13 protein-coding genes and 2 pseudogenes are annotated in these 16,818 nt (G+C 69.2%); 5 read left to right on the top strand and 10 right to left on the bottom strand.

The genetic code is table 11. The annotated features are described in order from the left end of the window. Positions 1 to 373 precede the first annotated feature (373 nt). The 5 genes and pseudogenes from EV376_RS31085 to EV376_RS25215 all read right to left on the bottom strand — a co-directional run bounded on the left by EV376_RS31085 (position 374) and on the right by EV376_RS25215 (position 4,462). On the bottom strand, positions 374 to 1,195 hold the full coding sequence (locus tag EV376_RS31085) for a recombinase family protein (protein ID WP_486482795.1): 822 nt from the start codon (positions 1,193 to 1,195) through the stop codon (positions 374 to 376). Beyond that, entirely contained in the window at positions 1,192 to 1,635 is a 444-nt protein-coding gene (locus tag EV376_RS31080) for a hypothetical protein (RefSeq protein ID WP_486482794.1), read from the bottom strand. Before EV376_RS31080 ends, EV376_RS31085 begins: the two co-directional genes overlap by 4 nt. Positions 1,636 to 2,262: 627 nt before the next feature. Next, positions 2,263 to 3,207, bottom strand: a complete 945-nt coding sequence (locus tag EV376_RS25225) for a DUF6880 family protein (RefSeq protein WP_486482931.1) — start codon at positions 3,205 to 3,207, stop codon at positions 2,263 to 2,265. A 244-nt stretch (positions 3,208 to 3,451) separates the two neighbouring features. Then, positions 3,452 to 4,106: pseudogene (locus EV376_RS25220) on the bottom strand (nucleotidyl transferase AbiEii/AbiGii toxin family protein). 2 nt (positions 4,107 to 4,108) lie between these two features. Next, positions 4,109 to 4,462, bottom strand: coding sequence for a hypothetical protein (locus EV376_RS25215; RefSeq protein WP_130327188.1), 354 nt, complete (start codon positions 4,460 to 4,462; stop codon positions 4,109 to 4,111). 349 nt (positions 4,463 to 4,811) lie between these two features. Here EV376_RS25215 and EV376_RS25210 point away from each other — a divergent pair, with 349 nt between their 5' ends. Together EV376_RS25210 and EV376_RS25205 are read left to right on the top strand one after the other, a co-directional pair. After that, on the top strand, positions 4,812 to 8,102 hold the full coding sequence (locus EV376_RS25210; RefSeq protein WP_165438116.1) for a DEAD/DEAH box helicase: 3,291 nt from the start codon (positions 4,812 to 4,814) through the stop codon (positions 8,100 to 8,102). A 333-nt stretch (positions 8,103 to 8,435) separates the two neighbouring features. Then, positions 8,436 to 8,918, top strand: coding sequence for a hypothetical protein (locus EV376_RS25205; RefSeq protein ID WP_130327183.1), 483 nt, complete (start codon positions 8,436 to 8,438; stop codon positions 8,916 to 8,918). Between the two features lie 305 nt (positions 8,919 to 9,223). On the opposite strand, the gene EV376_RS30580 is transcribed toward EV376_RS25205, so the two are convergent. Beyond that, positions 9,224 to 10,171, bottom strand: coding sequence for a recombinase family protein (locus EV376_RS30580; protein WP_207228425.1), 948 nt, complete (start codon positions 10,169 to 10,171; stop codon positions 9,224 to 9,226). Between EV376_RS30580 and EV376_RS25195 the strand changes: the two genes are divergently transcribed. After that, positions 10,087 to 10,902 (top strand): TetR/AcrR family transcriptional regulator, encoded by an 816-nt coding sequence (locus EV376_RS25195; RefSeq protein ID WP_486482793.1) that lies wholly within the window; start codon positions 10,087 to 10,089, stop codon positions 10,900 to 10,902. The genes EV376_RS30580 and EV376_RS25195 overlap by 85 nt on opposite strands. A gap of 138 nt (positions 10,903 to 11,040) precedes the next feature. Here EV376_RS25195 and EV376_RS25190 read toward each other — a convergent pair. After that, positions 11,041 to 11,646, bottom strand: a pseudogene (locus tag EV376_RS25190) (NF041680 family putative transposase); the annotation flags it as partial. Positions 11,647 to 11,766: 120 nt separating this feature from the next. Between EV376_RS25190 and EV376_RS25185 the strand changes: the two are divergent. Next, positions 11,767 to 13,545, top strand: a complete 1,779-nt coding sequence (locus tag EV376_RS25185; RefSeq protein ID WP_130327179.1) for an ABC transporter ATP-binding protein — start codon at positions 11,767 to 11,769, stop codon at positions 13,543 to 13,545. Next, positions 13,542 to 15,266 carry an ABC transporter ATP-binding protein gene (locus EV376_RS25180; RefSeq protein WP_130327177.1) on the top strand — a complete coding sequence of 575 codons (1,725 nt, stop codon included), beginning with the start codon at positions 13,542 to 13,544 and terminating at the stop codon, positions 15,264 to 15,266. The genes EV376_RS25185 and EV376_RS25180 overlap by 4 nt, the downstream gene beginning before the upstream one ends. A gap of 55 nt (positions 15,267 to 15,321) precedes the next feature. On the opposite strand, the gene EV376_RS25175 is transcribed toward EV376_RS25180, so the two are convergent. Genes EV376_RS25175 through EV376_RS30570 form a run of 3 tightly spaced genes read right to left on the bottom strand, consistent with a single transcriptional unit; the run spans position 15,322 to position 16,818 of the window. Further along, positions 15,322 to 15,927, bottom strand: a complete 606-nt coding sequence (locus tag EV376_RS25175) for an alpha/beta fold hydrolase (RefSeq protein WP_207228421.1) — start codon at positions 15,925 to 15,927, stop codon at positions 15,322 to 15,324. Between the two features lie 56 nt (positions 15,928 to 15,983). Beyond that, the gene (locus EV376_RS30575) at positions 15,984 to 16,223 is read right to left on the bottom strand and encodes a chorismate-binding protein (RefSeq protein ID WP_207228605.1); all 240 of its coding nucleotides are present in this window, start codon (positions 16,221 to 16,223) and stop codon (positions 15,984 to 15,986) included. Next, positions 16,159 to 16,818, bottom strand: coding sequence for a chorismate-binding protein (locus EV376_RS30570; protein WP_486482930.1), 660 nt, complete (start codon positions 16,816 to 16,818; stop codon positions 16,159 to 16,161). Before EV376_RS30570 ends, EV376_RS30575 begins: the two co-directional genes overlap by 65 nt.

The following is a 16,818-nucleotide window of genomic DNA, read 5'->3' as shown; positions in this document are numbered from 1 at the left end:
ATAATTGCTCCACATCATCGGTCGGAGAGGGGCGTACTTCAACGTTGACATGAAGCCCTCGCGGGTCGTGCCCTCTTAGAGCGTGTTTGAGAGGTCTGTTGTGGACGGTGTGGCGGCATGACATCCGCTGGTCGGCCGGGCAGGGTGGCGCGGCTTCTCGAAGTTCTCGGTGTTACGCAACGTAGTTCGCTACTGTTGGCGCATGAATACTCATTTCGAATATGGGTGCTACGTAGGCGTGTCCGAATCCCCTCTCGAACACGAGCCGGAACAGCGGCGCCACCAATCGGCTGATGCGGTTATCTGGGCCTGAGTTGCAGTTCGCCGCGAACGACGATCATGGATTCCTGGTCAACGTCGCCCCTCGGACACGTTATTTCCACACGAAGCGTGATGGTTCTTCGTGTTTTGCGTGATCCCCGTCCCGCTGGGCGGGGATTTTTGCTGCGGCGGCGACGAAGCTTCCCGCGGGGCTGAGCGTATAGACCGCGGCCTCGGCTTCGACGGTCCAGGCGCGGTGATCGCGCACGATGATCATGTTGTTGGTCCGCAGGTAGGCGGCGACGTTCTCAGGGTCGAGGCTGCGCAGCCTGGGGTGGTTGCGGTGGAGCGCCTGGTCGTGCTGGACGCGGTCCAGGAGATGGTCTTCCCGTATGTAGAGGATCTTCGGTCGGGGAGAGGCCTTGGTGCGGGTGCTCGTGTGGCCGTGCCGGCAGCGATAACCAGGACGGCCGTGGACCCAGTGCGAGTCCATGATGCGGCCGCAGACGCCGCAGCATACGAGGCCGGCCAGGAGGTAGCGGCGAGGAGCGCCATCGGCTGGGGTAGGCGCGGTGCGGATCGCCTGGGCCGCGACGAACTGCTCCTCGCTGACCAGCGGCGGGTGGGCGATCTGGCGCGAGATGACCCACTGCGGGGCCGCGTTCCAGCGCTGGACCTCGTGACGCCGCGTGATGGTGCCGTCCGGGTCGACATCGTCGTGGTCGGTGCGTTGCCGGTTCCACACTTGGCGGCCGGTGTAGCGGGGGTTGGCCAGGATCGCCGCGACGGTGGTCAGCATCCATTGGTGGCCGCTGCGGTGCCGGTTACGTGCCGGGTCGGCGCCGGATGGGCATGGCACACCGTTGTCGTTGAGCCTGCGAGCGATGCTGGCCACGCTGTAGCCGGCGAGCCGCTGCTCGAAGATCCACCTCACCCAGGGCGCGGTGGCCGGGTCTGGTTCCGGGCGGTGCAGACGGCGTCCCCAGGCGGCGTGGGCGCGGTTCGGATGAGGGCCGGCGTCCACGAGTCGGTAGCCGTAGGGTGGCCGGCCGCCGAGATGCCGGCCTTGGCGTTCGGCTTGGGCACGCATGGCCGCGGTGGTGCGTACCGGGCCCGGGACACCTCCCGCTGGGAGTGCACGCCCAGCAGGTCCAGCAGCGCCACCTGTCGCGGGTTGCCGAAGTCCACCGGCCCGTAGGTTTCCGGCAGCCACAGCTGCACGCCGTGCTTGACAAGGGTGGGGGTCAACTGTTCGAGCTGCTGGCCATGGAAGGCGCGTTCGTATTCGCCGACGACGATCGCGTCGAACGCGCGCGCCGGGTCCGCTACCGCGGCGAGCAGCAAGGCCGCTTGCGGCCGGTCCGGCCAGGCCACCGGCGAGAGACACCCTCGTCGAAGAACTCGGCCACGATCCGACCATGACCGGCGATCAGGTCCTCAGCGTAGTTGCGCTGCCACCGACACGACGAAGCCCGATCCTGAAAGTCGACGGTGGACATCCGACCATAGAAGGCGGAGCGGATGCCGGGTGAAGGTGATGTTGTCGGGCGCCGCGCCCGATGGCGGCCTCGCTGGTTCGGCTGCCGTATCCACCAGGCGAGCAGGTCGGGGCCGTCGAGTTCCGGCGCGTATTGCATCAGTACCCTTCCCACACCCAGGGGCGCTGCAGCCATCCATCTCGATATGGATGACTAACGATGCGGTGGTACGTGGGACTCGGCTAGTCGCACCATCTGTTGACTCAACCGTGCAGCGGGCCCTTCAATTGGAGGCCGGCTAACGGTCGAACGCGTCGATGTCCATGCGGACTGCCATGGGCGGGCGCTCTACCGGCCGGCGTGGAGGCGGGCGGTGTCGAGCTTAGCCAGGAACGCCGGCCGGCGCCGGTGCTGTCCACGCAACTCGTCCAGGTATTTGGCGAACTGGTCGGTTTCGCCGGTGGCGGCGTACGCGTCACGCAGATGGCGGAGCAGCGTGATGGCTGTGTCGTAGCGGCGCTTGTCATGCGGATCGAGCAGGTGGGCGTTGACGAGTGCCCGGTAGGGTTCCCGTACGTCGGCCGGATGGCCTTGTTGCCGGGCGGTGCAGGAGTTCGACGCGTTGCCGGGCGGGCAACTCGTCCAGGCGTGCGAGTCCGGTGTGCCAGGCCTCGTCATCACGGCCGATGTGGTGCAGGGCGTCGATCAGGTGGGGCAGGTAGCCGGGCTGCTGGGCGACGCGGTGGCGTACCACGGTCAGCGCCCACTCGGTGTGGGTTTCGTCGCGGTCGGTCTCGGCCACCGTCGCCAGCAGTGACCGGAGGTTGTCGATGGTCGGCTGCTTGTCGAACGCAGCCCGACGCTCGGCCACCGCGGCCCGCGGGTCGCCGGTCTCGATCAGCAGCCCCACCAGCAAGTCACGCAGCCGCGCGGATTGGTGGCCGGTGGAGTGTTCGGCGAGTCCGCGTCGGGCCCAGTCGATTGCGTCGGCGGGTCGTCCCGCCTCGGCCAGCACCGGTACGGCACGCTCGTACTGGTCGGCGCTGACCAGGTGCTCCGCCAGCACGGCCACGTACCGGTCCACGTCGCCGGAGACCTCGGCGAGCTGCTCGCGTAGGTGCCGTATCGTCCACTGCTGGTGCCAGTTGTCCGGATCCGCCACCGCGGCACGCTGCTTGACCAAGCGAGTCATTTCGGCCAGGCCTTTCGCCCCGAGAGCCGGCGCCCACTCGCGCAGGATCACGTCCGGCCAGCCGGGACCGTCGCAGACGAGCCGGACCAGCCACGCGGCCAGGCCAGCGGGTCGTGGCGGTGCGGCCCGGCACGCCCGGGCGTAGAGCTCCATCAGATGAGCGAGGTCGTTGCCGAGGACCCCGGAGGAGCTGTCCATGTACATCAAGGCGGTCGTCATCCGATCGACTGCCTTGCGCAGCACCGGCACCGCGACCGCCGCGTCACCCGCGTCGATCAGCCGGGCACAGTGGTCCGCGACCTCACGCGCCGCCTGCGAGTAGGCCTGCCGGCCCGCGTACGGGTCACGACGGCGATCCCGTCCACCAGCACAGTCAGCTCATTCTCGTTCCCTGCCCTCACCGGTACATCACACCAGAACGCGCGCGACGACCCAGGCGGGCCGCGTGGTGTTCAGTGAACCTGATGCGGGCCACCGCCCGGTGGGGACGGGTGGCCATCATGCCCCCTTGCTTCGTGCGCTAGGGCAGGTTGGCGGTGAGTTCATCGCGCCACTGTGCGAAGCGTTTGCGCATCTCGCCGATGTGAGCGGGGTCGGCACCGTAGGCGGCGAACCGTCGGTCCGGGTAGCGCTCCAGCATGCCGAACAGGTCCGCCAGGATGCGCCGGTCGAACCCCGCGTCGGATTGTTCGGCCAGCTCGCACAGCCGCGTCCGGGTGTAGCGACCGGTCGCGAGCGCCGCGTCGATGTCCAAGAAATCTCGGGGGCTCGGCGCGCGTGTACAGGGCGGACATCTTGCCCGCGACGACGTCGTCGGGGTGCAGCACCGGCCCGACGTCCATCATCACCGGCGGCAACGCACGCCAGTTGGCCGCCAGTTCGACCTTGTACGGGTGCTCAGGTTGAGCGGGATCGGTGACCGCGAGCCGGGCGAAGGTGTCGAACTGCTGCGTCACCTCGACGGAATACCCGCCGGCGCGGTAGCCGTCGACCACCGCGTCCACTGCTGCGGCGAACTCCCCACGCCGCTCCCACGCCGTGAACAGGTCGACGTCCTCGCTCGGCCGGTCCAGGATGCCGTGGGCCTGTACGGCGTAGCCACCGGCCAACGCGAACCCGTAGCGGGCAGCGACCCGCAATCCGATCTCCGCCAAGCGGAGGTGAACTTGATCCACTTCTACCCGGCCAGGGTCTGCGGCGGCGTGCTCAGCTCGGGAAAGCGTGCCTGCCACAACGCCCGCAGCCGGGCCGGGAGCCACAAGCTGGGCCACAAACGGCGCAGCGTGGGACCGTGCAGCCACCGGCGCAAGTCGTCGACCGAATTGGCCTGGTTCAGCACCGTCTGGTACATCAGCTGCAGATCACCGGCGTCGTCCAAGTCGTAGGTGCTGTCGCCGGACCAGTCCAACCATCGATCGAGCGTCACCACACCGCGAACCGGACCGCGCAGGTCGGACAGGGTGGCGGCGACCACGAAGTGCCGCTGGTCCACATACCGTGACCCAGGCGGTGCACCACTGCCGCTGGCCATGTCTCTACCTCCTGCCCCGATCGTACGTGTGGGCGGTGTCGCCGGCTGGTACGACATCGACCTGCCGGCCATCTGATCTCTCGGGATCGGCCTGCGGCCTGATGATCATCGCTGGAAGGGCGAACACCGCGTGCCGATGCGCACCAAAGGCGGGTCAGGTCAGGGTGCCGCCGCCCGCGGGGTTCGAAGGTCTTGCGCCGGACGTCGGCAGCCTCCGGTCGACCACTGCCGGGCCGCAGTCCGCTTGTGCCCGAGCCGACGGGGCGGACGGACCGGGTGGCGTTGGCACTGCCCACCTTGTTAGAGGATACGCTCGCGGATGCCCGGGCCAGATGTCGTGGAGGTGACCTTGGCGCGGCTGCTGCTGACCGAGGACGAGGAGTCCGTGCGCGTGGCGGTGGGTACACGGTTGTTCGTCCAGGCACGGGCCCACCTCAATCGCGGCGAGCTGGTCGACATGCAGTGGGATCCGCAGGCCGGGCACGCTCATGCCCGGCTCCGTGGCGACCCGTCCGGCACGGTGACCGCCATCGCGCGCACCGATCCGAGTGGCGACATCACTGCGGTGCAGGGATCGTGTAGGTGCGCTGACGATCCTGGCTGCGCCCATCCGGCCGCGTTGATCCTCGCCGTCCTGTCGGCCCGAGGTGTGCCCCGCCCGCGTGCCGTGGCGCCACCGCCGGCGTGGGAGACCGCGCTGTCCCCGCTGGTCGGTACGGCGCCCGAGCCTTCCGCCGATCCGGAGTCGGACCGGGCCGGCGTCGGGCTGCAGTTCGATCTTGCGGCTGCTGGGCAGGCCGGCGCGGAATCCTCGTGGCGGATCGCCCTGCGCCCTGTGGTGCCAGGTCGCAGCGGGTGGGTGCGGTCGGGGATCTCCTGGTCGAATCTCAGCTACGCCTGTTACGGGCAGCCGAGGCGGGTGCAGCAGCACTGGCAACTCCTCAAGGAGATCCTGGCGCTGTCCACGGCGGCCGAGGACCGGCACTACTACAGCGGCTACCAGCAGACGATCTACCTCGACGCGTTCGCGAGCCGGCGGATCTGGGACCTGCTCAGCGAAGCTCAGGAGACCGGGTTGCCGATGATGCAGGCCGGAAAGACCGCCGGGCCTGTCGTCGTGTGCCGGGAACCAGCGCGGGTATCAATACAGGTCGACCGGACCAGCGACGGCCTGCTACTCGTACCAACCTTGCTGGCCGACGGCATGCTGGTCGCCCCGAATTCGTCCCTGCTGGTGGGCCAGCCGGTCCACGGCGTCGCCTGGTGGGGCGTGCGGGGCCAGGATGCCCCGCGGCCAAGGGACAGGGTGCTGCGGCTCGCGCCGCTGGCGCGGCCGCTGGAGCCGGGCTTCATCGCCATGCTGACAAAGCCGGCGATCCAGGTTCCCGCCAACGACGAGGCACGGTTCTTCGAGCAGTACTATCCGAGTCTGCTACGGCAGGCGGAAATGGTAGCGGTGGATCCGTCGGTGCGGTTGCCCGATCTCGGGGCGGCTGCGTTGACGTTGACGGTGAACCGCATGGCTGGGCATCGGCTCTCGCTGAGATGGGAGTGGGTGCTGCCGGTCGGGGACCGCCATCATCGGGAGCCGCTGTGGGCGCCCGCACCCGTCGCCCACGCCGCCGACCGGGAGAAGGCGGTGCGGCGGGTGACCGAAATGGTCGCCGACCCGACGCTGGGCCTACTGGAATCAACGCCCGCGGGGCCTCAGCTGGCGGCCACCGCCGACGTGGCCGGCGATACGATGATCCGGTTCCTGAACGACATCCTGCCCCGGCTGACCGACATCGACGGCGTCGATATCGTCACGCAGCTCGACGACGCGGGCCCCGCCTACCAGGAGACGCTGCAGGCCCCGGTCATCACGTTCGCCAGCGCAGACACCAGCGGGCAGCCGGACTGGTACGACCTGTCGGTACAGGTGGCAGTCGGCGGCGAGCAGGTGCCGTTCGACGAGCTCTTCGTCGCGCTTGCCGCAGATCAGCAGTACCTCATCCTGCCCAGCGGCGCGTACTTCAGCCTCGACCGTGCCGAGTTCCGCCAGCTACGCGACCTGATCGCCGAGTCCCGCGCGCTGGACGACCCGCCGCCCGGGGTACTGCGGGTCGGGCGCTTCCAGGCCGGGCTGTGGCAGGAGTTGGCCGAACTCGGCGAGGTTACCGGCCAGGCCGCTGCCTGGCAGGAGGCGGTGCGCTCACTGTCCGACGTGGGCAGCCGCGTCGAGCATCGGATCCCATCGGGGCTGAAGGCCACGCTACGGCCGTACCAGCAGGACGGGTTCCGGTGGCTGGCCGCCCTGCACGAACACCGACTCGGCGGGATCCTCGCCGACGACATGGGCCTGGGCAAGACCCTGCAGGCATTGGCCCTGATCTGCCACGTCCGGGAGACCGGCGGTCCACAGGCGCCGTTCCTGGTCGTCGCCCCCGCCAGCGTCGTGCACAACTGGGCGAGCGAAGCGAACCGGTTCACACCGGACCTCGTGGTCGTCACCATCACCCAGACCCGCGCGCGTCGCAACGCGACCCTCGCCGACACGGTCCGCGGTGCTGATCTGGTGGTCACCTCCTACACCCTGTTCCGACTCGAGTTCGAAGACTACGAGGCCCTCGACTGGGCCGGGCTGATCCTCGACGAGGCCCAGTTCGTCAAGAACTCCCACTCCCAGGGATACCGCTGCGCGAAGCAACTCCCGGCACCGTTCAAGCTCGCCATCACCGGCACGCCAATGGAGAACAACCTCCTCGAACTGTGGTCGCTGTTCTCCATCACCGCGCCTGGCCTGTTCCCCCGCGCGGACCGGTTCACCGATCACTACCGCAATCCGATCGAGAAGGCCCACGACCCGGAACGGCTCGCCCAGCTACGACGGCGGATCCGGCCGCTGATGCTGCGCCGCCGCAAAGCCGACGTGGCCGCCGACCTGCCGGACAAACAGGAACAGGTCATCGAGCTGGACCTCAACCCGAAACACCGCAAGGTGTACCAGACCTACCTGCAGCGGGAGCGGCAGAAGGTGCTCGGACTGCTCGGCGACCTGCAGCAGCACCGGTTCGAGATCTTCCGGTCACTGACCCTGCTGCGGCAGGCCAGCCTCGACGTCACCCTGGTCGACCCGAAACACACATCCGTGCCATCAACCAAACTGGACGTACTGGCCGAGCAGGTCAGCGATCTCGTCGCCGAAGGCCACCGGACTCTGGTGTTCAGCCAGTTCACCCGCTTCCTGGACGCCGCCTGGCAGCGGATGGAAGCAGCGGGCATCCGCTGCTGCTACCTCGACGGGGCCACCCGCGACCGGGCAACGGTGCTCGCCGAGTTCAAGAACGGTACGGCACCGGTGTTCCTAATCAGCCTCAAGGCCGGCGGTTTCGGGCTGAACCTGACCGAGGCCGACTACTGCATCCTGCTCGACCCCTGGTGGAACCCCGCCACAGAGGCACAGGCCGTGGACCGCGTGCACCGCATCGGGCAGACCCGCAACGTGATGGTGTACCGCCTAGTTGCCAAGGACACGATCGAGGAGAAAGTGATGGCGCTCAAGGCCCGCAAGGCCGAACTGTTCGGCAGCGTCCTCGACGGCGGTGATTTCGCCTCCGCGCAGCTGACCGCCGCCGACATCCGAGACCTGCTCGAGTAGCGCACCTCGCGGCAGCCCTCACGCCGCTCCCGGCGGGCCGACCGGGGTGAGGGCCGCAGCGAGCAGCGATGATGACCACCCCGGCCAGCAGCTGCTTCTCCACACCCGCTGACTGCTATAGGATTACGGCATGAGCACCCATGCTGGGCATGGGTGCCGCAAATTTGCGCACGAATCCCCCCTCGGACACCAGTCTTTGTGGAGATTCGCGAAAGATCGACCGGTAACGGCGGGGCAGCGGCTCACCACCGGTGGCATCCGTGCTCATGACGAACCTCGGGGGGCGATCCCGCCTGCGCTGATGCTGGCGCGGCCGCACTGGCGGGGGCGGCCGTGAGCCGCCGGCGCCCCTCTCCTCGCCGGCACGACGAGCAGCTCGTCGAGGCGCTCGTGCCCACCCCACGGCCGACCACGCCGCCGCAGCCAGTACCCATGCCGGCCCTGCCGCCGCCCGCTGACCAGACCTGCGGCGGGGTGCTGTCCGACGTCGCCCGCCCCGATTCCGCGGGTCGGGTGACCGCCCGTCCACTGCTGCGCGCCCTGGGCTGGATGCCCGGCCTCGCCCTGCGCGTCGACGTCGTGCACGCCGCAGTGCTCATCGCCCCCGCCGTTGACGGAGAGCACGTCGTGGGTGTCCGTGAGGAGCTTCCCCTGCCGGCCGCCGCCCGCCGCCTGTGCGGCATCACCAGCGGGGAACCTGTGCTCGTGGCCGCCTTCCGCGGCCGAGACCTGATCGTCGTGCACCCCTCAAACACCATCACCGCGCTCCTGGCCGACCTGCACGCCCACATCCTCGGAGACCCCGATGCACGCTGACCCGGACCGCATCACGATCACCCGAGCTCTGCTGGACCATCTCGGCCTCACCGTCGCCGACCTCACCGACACGTCCAGCCGCGCGGTGCCGACAGTCGCCGAATATCTGCCCCGTGTCGTGGCGGCGGCGAGCCCCGGCACCCGGCGCAGCTACCGCCCATACTGGAACCGGATGGCCGCGACCCTCGGCGACCGCCGCCTCGACACGGTCACCGCAAGCGACATCGAAGCCCTCATGCGCCAGGCCACCGCCGGCGCCCGCTCCCGCCGCAACTCCCGTCATGGCCGACACGCCGGCGAGCACTTCATCGCCGCCGCCCGAGCCTTCTTACAACCGCGCCATCGCCGACGGCTTCATCACGCCAACAGCCAGCCCTGCCCACCGTGTGCGCAAGCCTCGCCGGCTGCCCAACACCCGCCGCGCCCTCACCCCGCAGGAACTGGAGGAGATCAACGGCGCCGCCCGCAGCGGCGGCAACGACATCGTCCTCGTGGAGGGTTTCGGTGAGCCGACTGGGTGAGAAGGCTTGGGCGAGCCACGGGTCGAACTGTTCGAGGATGTGGTCCTCTCGGACGTAGACGCTGCGGGGGCGGGCGATGCGGTTGGCGTCGGCGTACTCGGCAGCGTAGGTACAGCGGTAGTGGTTGCGGTCGTTGTTGAAGCTGCCGATCCTGCGCCGCTGGCAGATGCCGCAGTGCAGGAGGCCGGACAGCACGTAGTTGCGCTTGCTGGCCCGCGGCTTTCTGACCCCATCGGGACGCCTGCCCGCAGTGGCGATCAGGGCTTGGACGCGGGCGAAGGTCTCGTCATCGACCAAAGGCTCGTGTGCCAAGGCACCGGAGTAGATCCATTCCTCGGCCGGGTTCCACCGCATCTTTGTCTCGTGCCCGAGGGCGACGTCGTCGACATCGATGAGGATTTCGGCCTTGCGCTGTTTGTTACAGAGCTGTCGGCCGGTGTAGCGGGGGTTGGTCAGGATGACCCGGACGGCGCTCTTGCTCCACGCGCTGGTAGTGCGGTGCGGGTTGCGCCGCCCTCGTAGGCGGAGGGGGAGAGGATGCCGTCGCGGGTGAGTCCTTCGGCGATGGCGAGGATGCCGTTTCCGGCAAGGTGCTCGGCGTAGATGCGCCGTACGACGGGTGCCGTGAGCGGATCGGGTTCCAGGCGGTGAAGTCGCCGGCCGTCGGCTACCTTGCTCGGATTCGGGTGGGGGTCGGCCCCGGCTTCCAGCCTTTCGCCGAACCAATAACATGGCTGCTCACCGTAAGCAAGGGTCGTGTGATGTCGAAGAGTCCCAGGCGCACCTACCGAACAGGACTGTCGCGCGAGATCGTCGTCGATGCCGCCGTGGCGCTCACCGTCGAGCGCGGGCTCGACGGTTGGAGCATGCGCGACCTGACCGCCTACCTGGACACCTCGCTGTCGGTGATCTACCACCACGTCGGTGACAAGGAGCGGGTGTGCGCGTCCGTCGTCGACCGGATCTACGCCGGGATGAACCTGACTGTCGACGAATCCGACTGGCGCACCCTGCTGCATGACGTGCTGACGCTGATGATCGACCACTTGGCGCGCTATCCCGGCGTCGCCAGCTGGCTGCTGCGCAACGGTCCGCAGACCGAGCTGCTGCTGCCCCTGCTCGACGTCGGCGTGACCCGGATGCTTGAGGCCGGGTGGGGCGACGAGGCCGCCATCGCCTACTCCTTCGCGTTCAACACCTGCCTGGGCGCGATCGCGCTCGGTGACCTGGACGTGAGCGATCCCGATTCGGGTTTGGTCGGCCTGGGACGCATGCTGGAATCGCATCCGTCGACCGGTTCCGGTGCTGCTCAGATGCAGTGGATGGTCGCCCGTTTCACAGGCGACGTCGCCGACCGGGCGGCGGCGCGGCAGGAGTACTGCCGGTACACGCTGGACCGGATCCTGGACGGGCTGGAGGCGCGGTTGAGCGAGATCGTGAGCGGGGGTTCGGCGCCGCGCTGACCCTCCGTGGACGCCTGCGGACCCCGTCGGCCATCCTCCGTGGACGCCTGCGGATTGTCCGCGGGCGTCCGGGTCGGCTGTCGGGATGCCGGGCGGCGGGAGGGCAGCGCGACGGATCCGCGGATCTTAGCTTGATCTTTAACCTGTGCGCTGTTTACGTGCGGTGATGCTCAGGTCGCGTTTGGCGGTTTTGCCGACGTCGTGGCGGGGTGCTGGTCGGTGGTTGGTGGAGCCGGGTGGGCGTCCGGGGCCTGGTCTTGCGGGTTTCGGCGCACCAGCGGGTAGGGCACTGTTCGCGCGTAGGTTCCGAAATCCTCGGCGGACCCTGGCGGGCGTGAGCCGGCCTGGTGCGGTGGGTCGTTCCCAGGGGCGGCGCAGGTCAGCGGCGAGGGGTCGGGCGAGGCGGAGTTGGGTGTGGGCGGCGATGATCAGCCAGGTCCAGCGGTCGGCGGCCTCGGGGGTACGCAGTTTCGGGCGGGTCCAGCCGAGGGTCTGTTTGAACAGCCGGAACGTGTGCTCCAGGTCGAAGCGGCGCAGGAACGCCTGCCACCACCGGTTGACGTCCGTGGCGGTGGCGCCGACGGTGGAGCACCACAGCCACACGGGCTTGGGGTTGCGGTCGCCGGGTAGGTGCTCGACCTGCAGCCGGATCAGGGTGCCGGCGATGACGGGCAGGTCACCGTCGTGGTCGATCCAGCAGGTGCGGCGGGTCAACCGCGGGTGCAGCCGGTCCCAGCTGCAGGCGCCTCGTCGAGCCCGCGCCGCTGCCCGGATGACCCGGGTCCGCCCACCAGCTGTCCGAACCGGCCGTCCGAACGGTAGAGTCCGAATTGGAACAGCGATCCAATGGGCCGTGGGGGCGCCGTGAGCACAGCGGTTGAGGATCCGGTGGCGACCCGACAGGCGCGACCGGAGCAGGCGGAGAAGTCGAGCGGGTTGGGCGTCGTGCTCACCCCGGTGCGCGGGCGGCTCGTGGTGGCCGCCGTGCTCCAGCTGATCGGCGCGGTGGCCGGGCTGGCGCCGTACATCGCGGTGGTGGAGATCGCGCGCGACTTCCTCGGTGCCGCCGTGGTGGACCGCGACGCGGTGTGGCTCTGGGTGGTGGTGGCGGCGGTGGGCTTCGTGGTCCGCACGATCTGCGCCACGACCGCGTACACCATCAGTCATGTCGCCGACGCCGACGTCGGTCTGAAGATCCGGCGCGACACGGCCAGACGGTTGAGCCGAGTGCCTCTGGGCTGGTTCACCGAACGCAGCTCCGGCCAGGTGAAGCGGGTGCTCGCCGATGACGTCGCGGCCGTCCACCACGCGGTCGCGCACGTGGTGAACGACCTGGTGGCCGCCGTGGTGACCCCGCTCATCGCGCTGGGCTACCTGTTCTGGCTCGACTGGAGGCTGGCGCTGCTCTGCCTTGGTCCGCTTGTGGTGTGGTTCGGCCTCGTGGCGTACATGATGCGCGACGAGGGCGAGCGGACCGCGCGCTGGAGTGCCGAGCTGGACAAGGTCAACGCCGCCGTCGTCGAATTCGTCGACGGGATCGCTGTGGTGAAGGCCTTCGGCCAGGCCGGACGGGCCCAGGACCGGTACCGCCGCGCCGGCGACGACCTGGCGCGCTTCCTCAGCGAGTGGGCCGGCGGGATGCGTCACCTCGACTCACTCGCCTCCATGATCATCTCCCCGCAGGTGATGCTGCTCGTGGCACTCGCCGGTGGCGTGTGGCTCGACGCCGATCCGGCCGAGCTTGTCGCGTTCGTGATGCTGGCGGTCGGGTTGGGGGCGCCGGTGCTGGCGCTCGGCTTCGGGGCACAGGCGATGCAGGTGGCGACCGATGCCGCGAGCCGGGTGGCGAAACTGCTGGCGGCTCCCGAACTGCCTGGTGCCGCCGAGCCGCGCCGGCCGGCCGGCGCCCGCGTCGAACTCGACGGTGTGCGCTTCTCCTACGACGGGCGGACCTTCGTGCTCGACGGCATCGACCTCGTGCTCGAGCCCGGCACCGTTACCGCGCTCGTCGGTTCGTCCGGTTCCGGCAAGTCGACACTGGCTCGGCTGCTCCCGCGGTTCTGGGACGTCGACGAAGGCGCCATCCGGATCGGCGGCGTGGATGTCCGGGACGTGTCCGAGCAGGATCTGTACCGCCAGATCGGATTCGTCTTCCAGGAGACGTCGATGCTGCGTACCAGCATCGGTGACAACATCGCCCTCGGCCGCCCCGACGCCACCCGCGCGGAGATCGAGGCAGCGGCCCGTGCGGCCCAGATCCACGACCGCATCATGTCGCTACCCCGCGGTTACGACAGCGTGGTCGGTGAGGACGCCCAACTGTCCGGCGGCGAGGCGCAACGGGTCACGATCGCGCGTGCGATCCTGGCCGACACCCCTGTCCTGGTCCTCGACGAGGCGACGGCCTTCGCCGACCCGGAGTCCGAGGCGGCGGTGCAGGACGCGCTGTCGAGTCTGGTGTCCGGCCGCACGCTGCTGGTGATCGCGCACCGGCTGCACACGATCCGCAGCGCCGACCGCATCGTGGTCCTCGCCGGTGGCCGGGTCGTCGAATCCGGCAGTCACGACGACCTGATCGCGTCCGGTGGCGAGTACGCCCGGATGTGGGCGACCCAGACGGCGGCATCGGAGGAGCCGGCATGATCCGCAAGTTGTTCCGCATCGTCGACCACGCGGACCGGCCACGGTTCATCCGATGGATCGTGCTGCTTGTCGCCTTCTCCGTGTTACAGGGCGTCTGTGTCCTGGCCGTGGTTCCCGTGCTGCGGCCACTGCTCGACGGTGACCGTGACGCGGCGGTGCCGTGGCTGGTCGTGCTCGCCGCGGTCACGGCTGCGACCTGTGTCCTGTTCTACGCTCAGGCGTTGCACGGTCAACAGATCGCCGACGACCTGCTGCTCGGCATGCATCGCCGGATCGGGGACCATCTGGCCCGGCTGCCCCTGAGCTGGTTCGGCACCGACCGCCGTGGTCGCCTCACGCACTCCATGTCCCAGGGCACCGCGAACATCATCGGCGTACCCGCTCATCTCATGCAGCCTGTGATCAGCGCCTCGGTCACCCCGGTCGTGGTGGCCCTCGGCATGTTCGTGTTCGACTGGCGGCTCGCGACGGCGCTGTTCGTCGCCGGGCTGGTACTGCTCGCGACGCACCAGTGGGCTCAGGCCGCCATCGCCCGCAGCTTCGGCACGATCGACAGTGCCGCTGTCGAATCGGCGAGCCGGGTCGTGGAGTTCGCGCAGCGCCAGCCGGTGCTGCGGGCGTTCGGCCGGACCGGCGAGAACAACAGGCTGCTCGACGACGCCCTGGTCAGGCAGCGCCGGGCGTACGGGGAGATGAGCCGCAACGCGGTGATCGCTCTGATCGCCTTCTCCACCGCGGTGCAGGCCGCTTTCGTCGCCCTGATCGCCGTCGGCGTGACGCTGGCGCTCGGTGGCTCGCTGGACGCGGCCGAGCTGATCGTGCTGCTCGTCCTCGTGACCCGCTTCATCGGCCCACTCATCGAGGTGGTGGACCATGCGGCTGCGCTGCGGATGGCGTCGGAGGACATCGACCGGATCGACGAGGTGCTCGCCGTTCGACCGCTGCCCGAGGGCAGCGTGGACCGACTGACCGAACCGGGCGAGGTGCGCTTCGACAACGTCTCCTTCGGTTACGACGATCGTCAGGTGCTGCGGGACGTCAGCTTCGCGGCGCGGCCGGGCACCCTCACCGCGATCGTCGGACCCTCGGGCTCCGGGAAGACGACGGTGCTTCGGCTGGCGGCGCGGTTCTGGGAGGTCGACGCCGGTGCGGTCCGGGTCGGCGGCGTCGACGTGCGCGAGCTGACGACCGCGGCGCTGGCCGACCAGCTCGCCATGGTGTTCCAGGACGTGTACCTGTTCGACGGCACCATCGAGGCCAACATCCGGCTCGGGCGGCCGGACGCCACGGCCGAGGAGATCCACGAGGCGGCCCGGCTCGCCCGGGTCGACGAGATCGTCAACCGGCTGCCGGACGGGTGGGACACCCGCGTCGGGGAGGGCGGTGTCAGCCTCTCCGGTGGCGAACGCCAACGGGTCTCGATCGCGCGGGCACTTGTCAAGCAGGCGCCGATCGTGCTGCTCGACGAGGCCACCGCGGCCCTCGACCCGGGTGGCGAGGCGGCGGTCACCGCCGCCCTCCGCATGCTTGCCGAACGGCGGACCCTTGTCGTCGTCGCGCACCGGCTGCACACAGTGGCGGCGGCAGACCAGATTCTCGTGCTCGACGGCGGCCGGATCACCCAGCGCGGTACGCACGCTGAGCTGATCGACCAACCCGGTCGCTACCAGGACTTCTGGCGGGAACGGGAACGGGCCAAAGGCTGGCGCTTGACGGTCTGAGACCAGCCGCTACCGCGCGCTGCCCACCAGTTGCGCATGGCCACCGAATGACGCGTCAGCCAGCGAAGAACGTGCTGAGGATGGGGCCGAGCACGGCCGGATCGGCCACGTGACCCTCGATCTCGAGGGTCACCCGCGGGGCGGCCGCCGCGTCCGCGACGGTCTGCTCGGAGGATCCAGCGAGCCGCATGAACAGCCTGAGTGCCTGATCGAGGTCGCCGGCGTCGAGCACGGCGTCGAGCTCACGCCGGTACGCCTGCCAAGCGGAGACCATCGCGTCGTCAACCAGGTAGGGCACCTCGTGGACGGCGATCCGGTCGACATGAAGTCCTGCGGCGGCGGCCTCGAACGCGAGTGCGCCTCCGGTCGACGCCCCGAACAGGTGCGCTCGCCCTCCGACGGCGTCGATTACCGCTGCCAGATCCTCGACCTCCCGTTCGACGGTGTAGGGCTGGCTGTCGTCGCTGTCGCCGCGGCCGCGGCGCCGGTAGTTCACGACGCCGAAGTTGTTGGCCAGGTACTCGCCCAGCGGTCGGTTCTCCGTGCCGTCGTCCAGGCCGCCTCCGATGAGCTTCAGCGCAGGCCCCTCGTCGCTGAGTTGGTCGTAGCCGATCGACGTGCCGTCGACTGAGTACACATGCGGCATCCCGAACTCCCTCACCTGATGGAACTCCTAAAATAGGAGTAGCCGGTGTCGGAGTTGCGCAACCAGTGCCGTCAGCTGCCCTGGGCTGGAACGAGGAAGCGAACCACGCTGTCGAGCTTCTCGCGGGTCTCCTCGAACTCGCGGTCCGGATCGGACTGTCCGATGATCCCCGCCCCGGCCTGCAGCCACGTCGCCCCGTTCTGCCGATAGACCCCGCGGAGCACAAGCGCCGCGTCCATGGAGCCGTCATGCCCGACGGTGAGGACGGATCCGGCGTAGAGCTGCCGCGGACCGTCCTCGTTCTCCCGGATGCAGCGGAAGGCGGCCCTTTTTCGGTACGCCCGAGGCCGTGACCGCGGGGAACACCGCCCCGAAGGCGTCCCACGTGCCGTGACCGGGCGCGAGTTGACCTGTGATCCGGGAACTCAGGTGCTGTACCGATCCGCGCTCGTGTACCGCCATGAACTCCGCGACGGCCACCGAATCCTTCGCGCAGACGCGGCTGAGGTCGTCGATCACCGCCTGCACGGAGATCGCGTGCTCGTACACCTCCTTGGGATCCCGGAGCAGGTTTGCCCGTAGCCGTTGGTTGTGCTCGTCGTCGTCGGCCGCGAGCGCGCGCGTACCGGCCAGCCCGTGGGTCGTCGCGCAACCGTCCGCGGTCACGTCCAGCGCGCTGTGCGGGCTGAACCCCGTCGCCTCGATGCCACCGAGCCGCAGCAGGAAGGATCTCGCCGGCGTGTTGCCCCGACGGCCCGCGAGGTAGGTACCGACGAGGTCGATGTCGTCGTGGACCGGAATCTTCCGGGACAGGATGACCTTCTGCAGGGAGCCGTTCCTGATCGCCCGGATCACGCGAGCGACCCGCCGCCGGTACTCGGCGACGCCCCGCTCGCGGACCCGGAT

The organism is Micromonospora sp. CNZ295, assembly GCF_004217535.1.
Note: the sequence above shows the minus strand (reverse complement) of the source record. Positions and strands in the feature narration are given on the sequence as shown.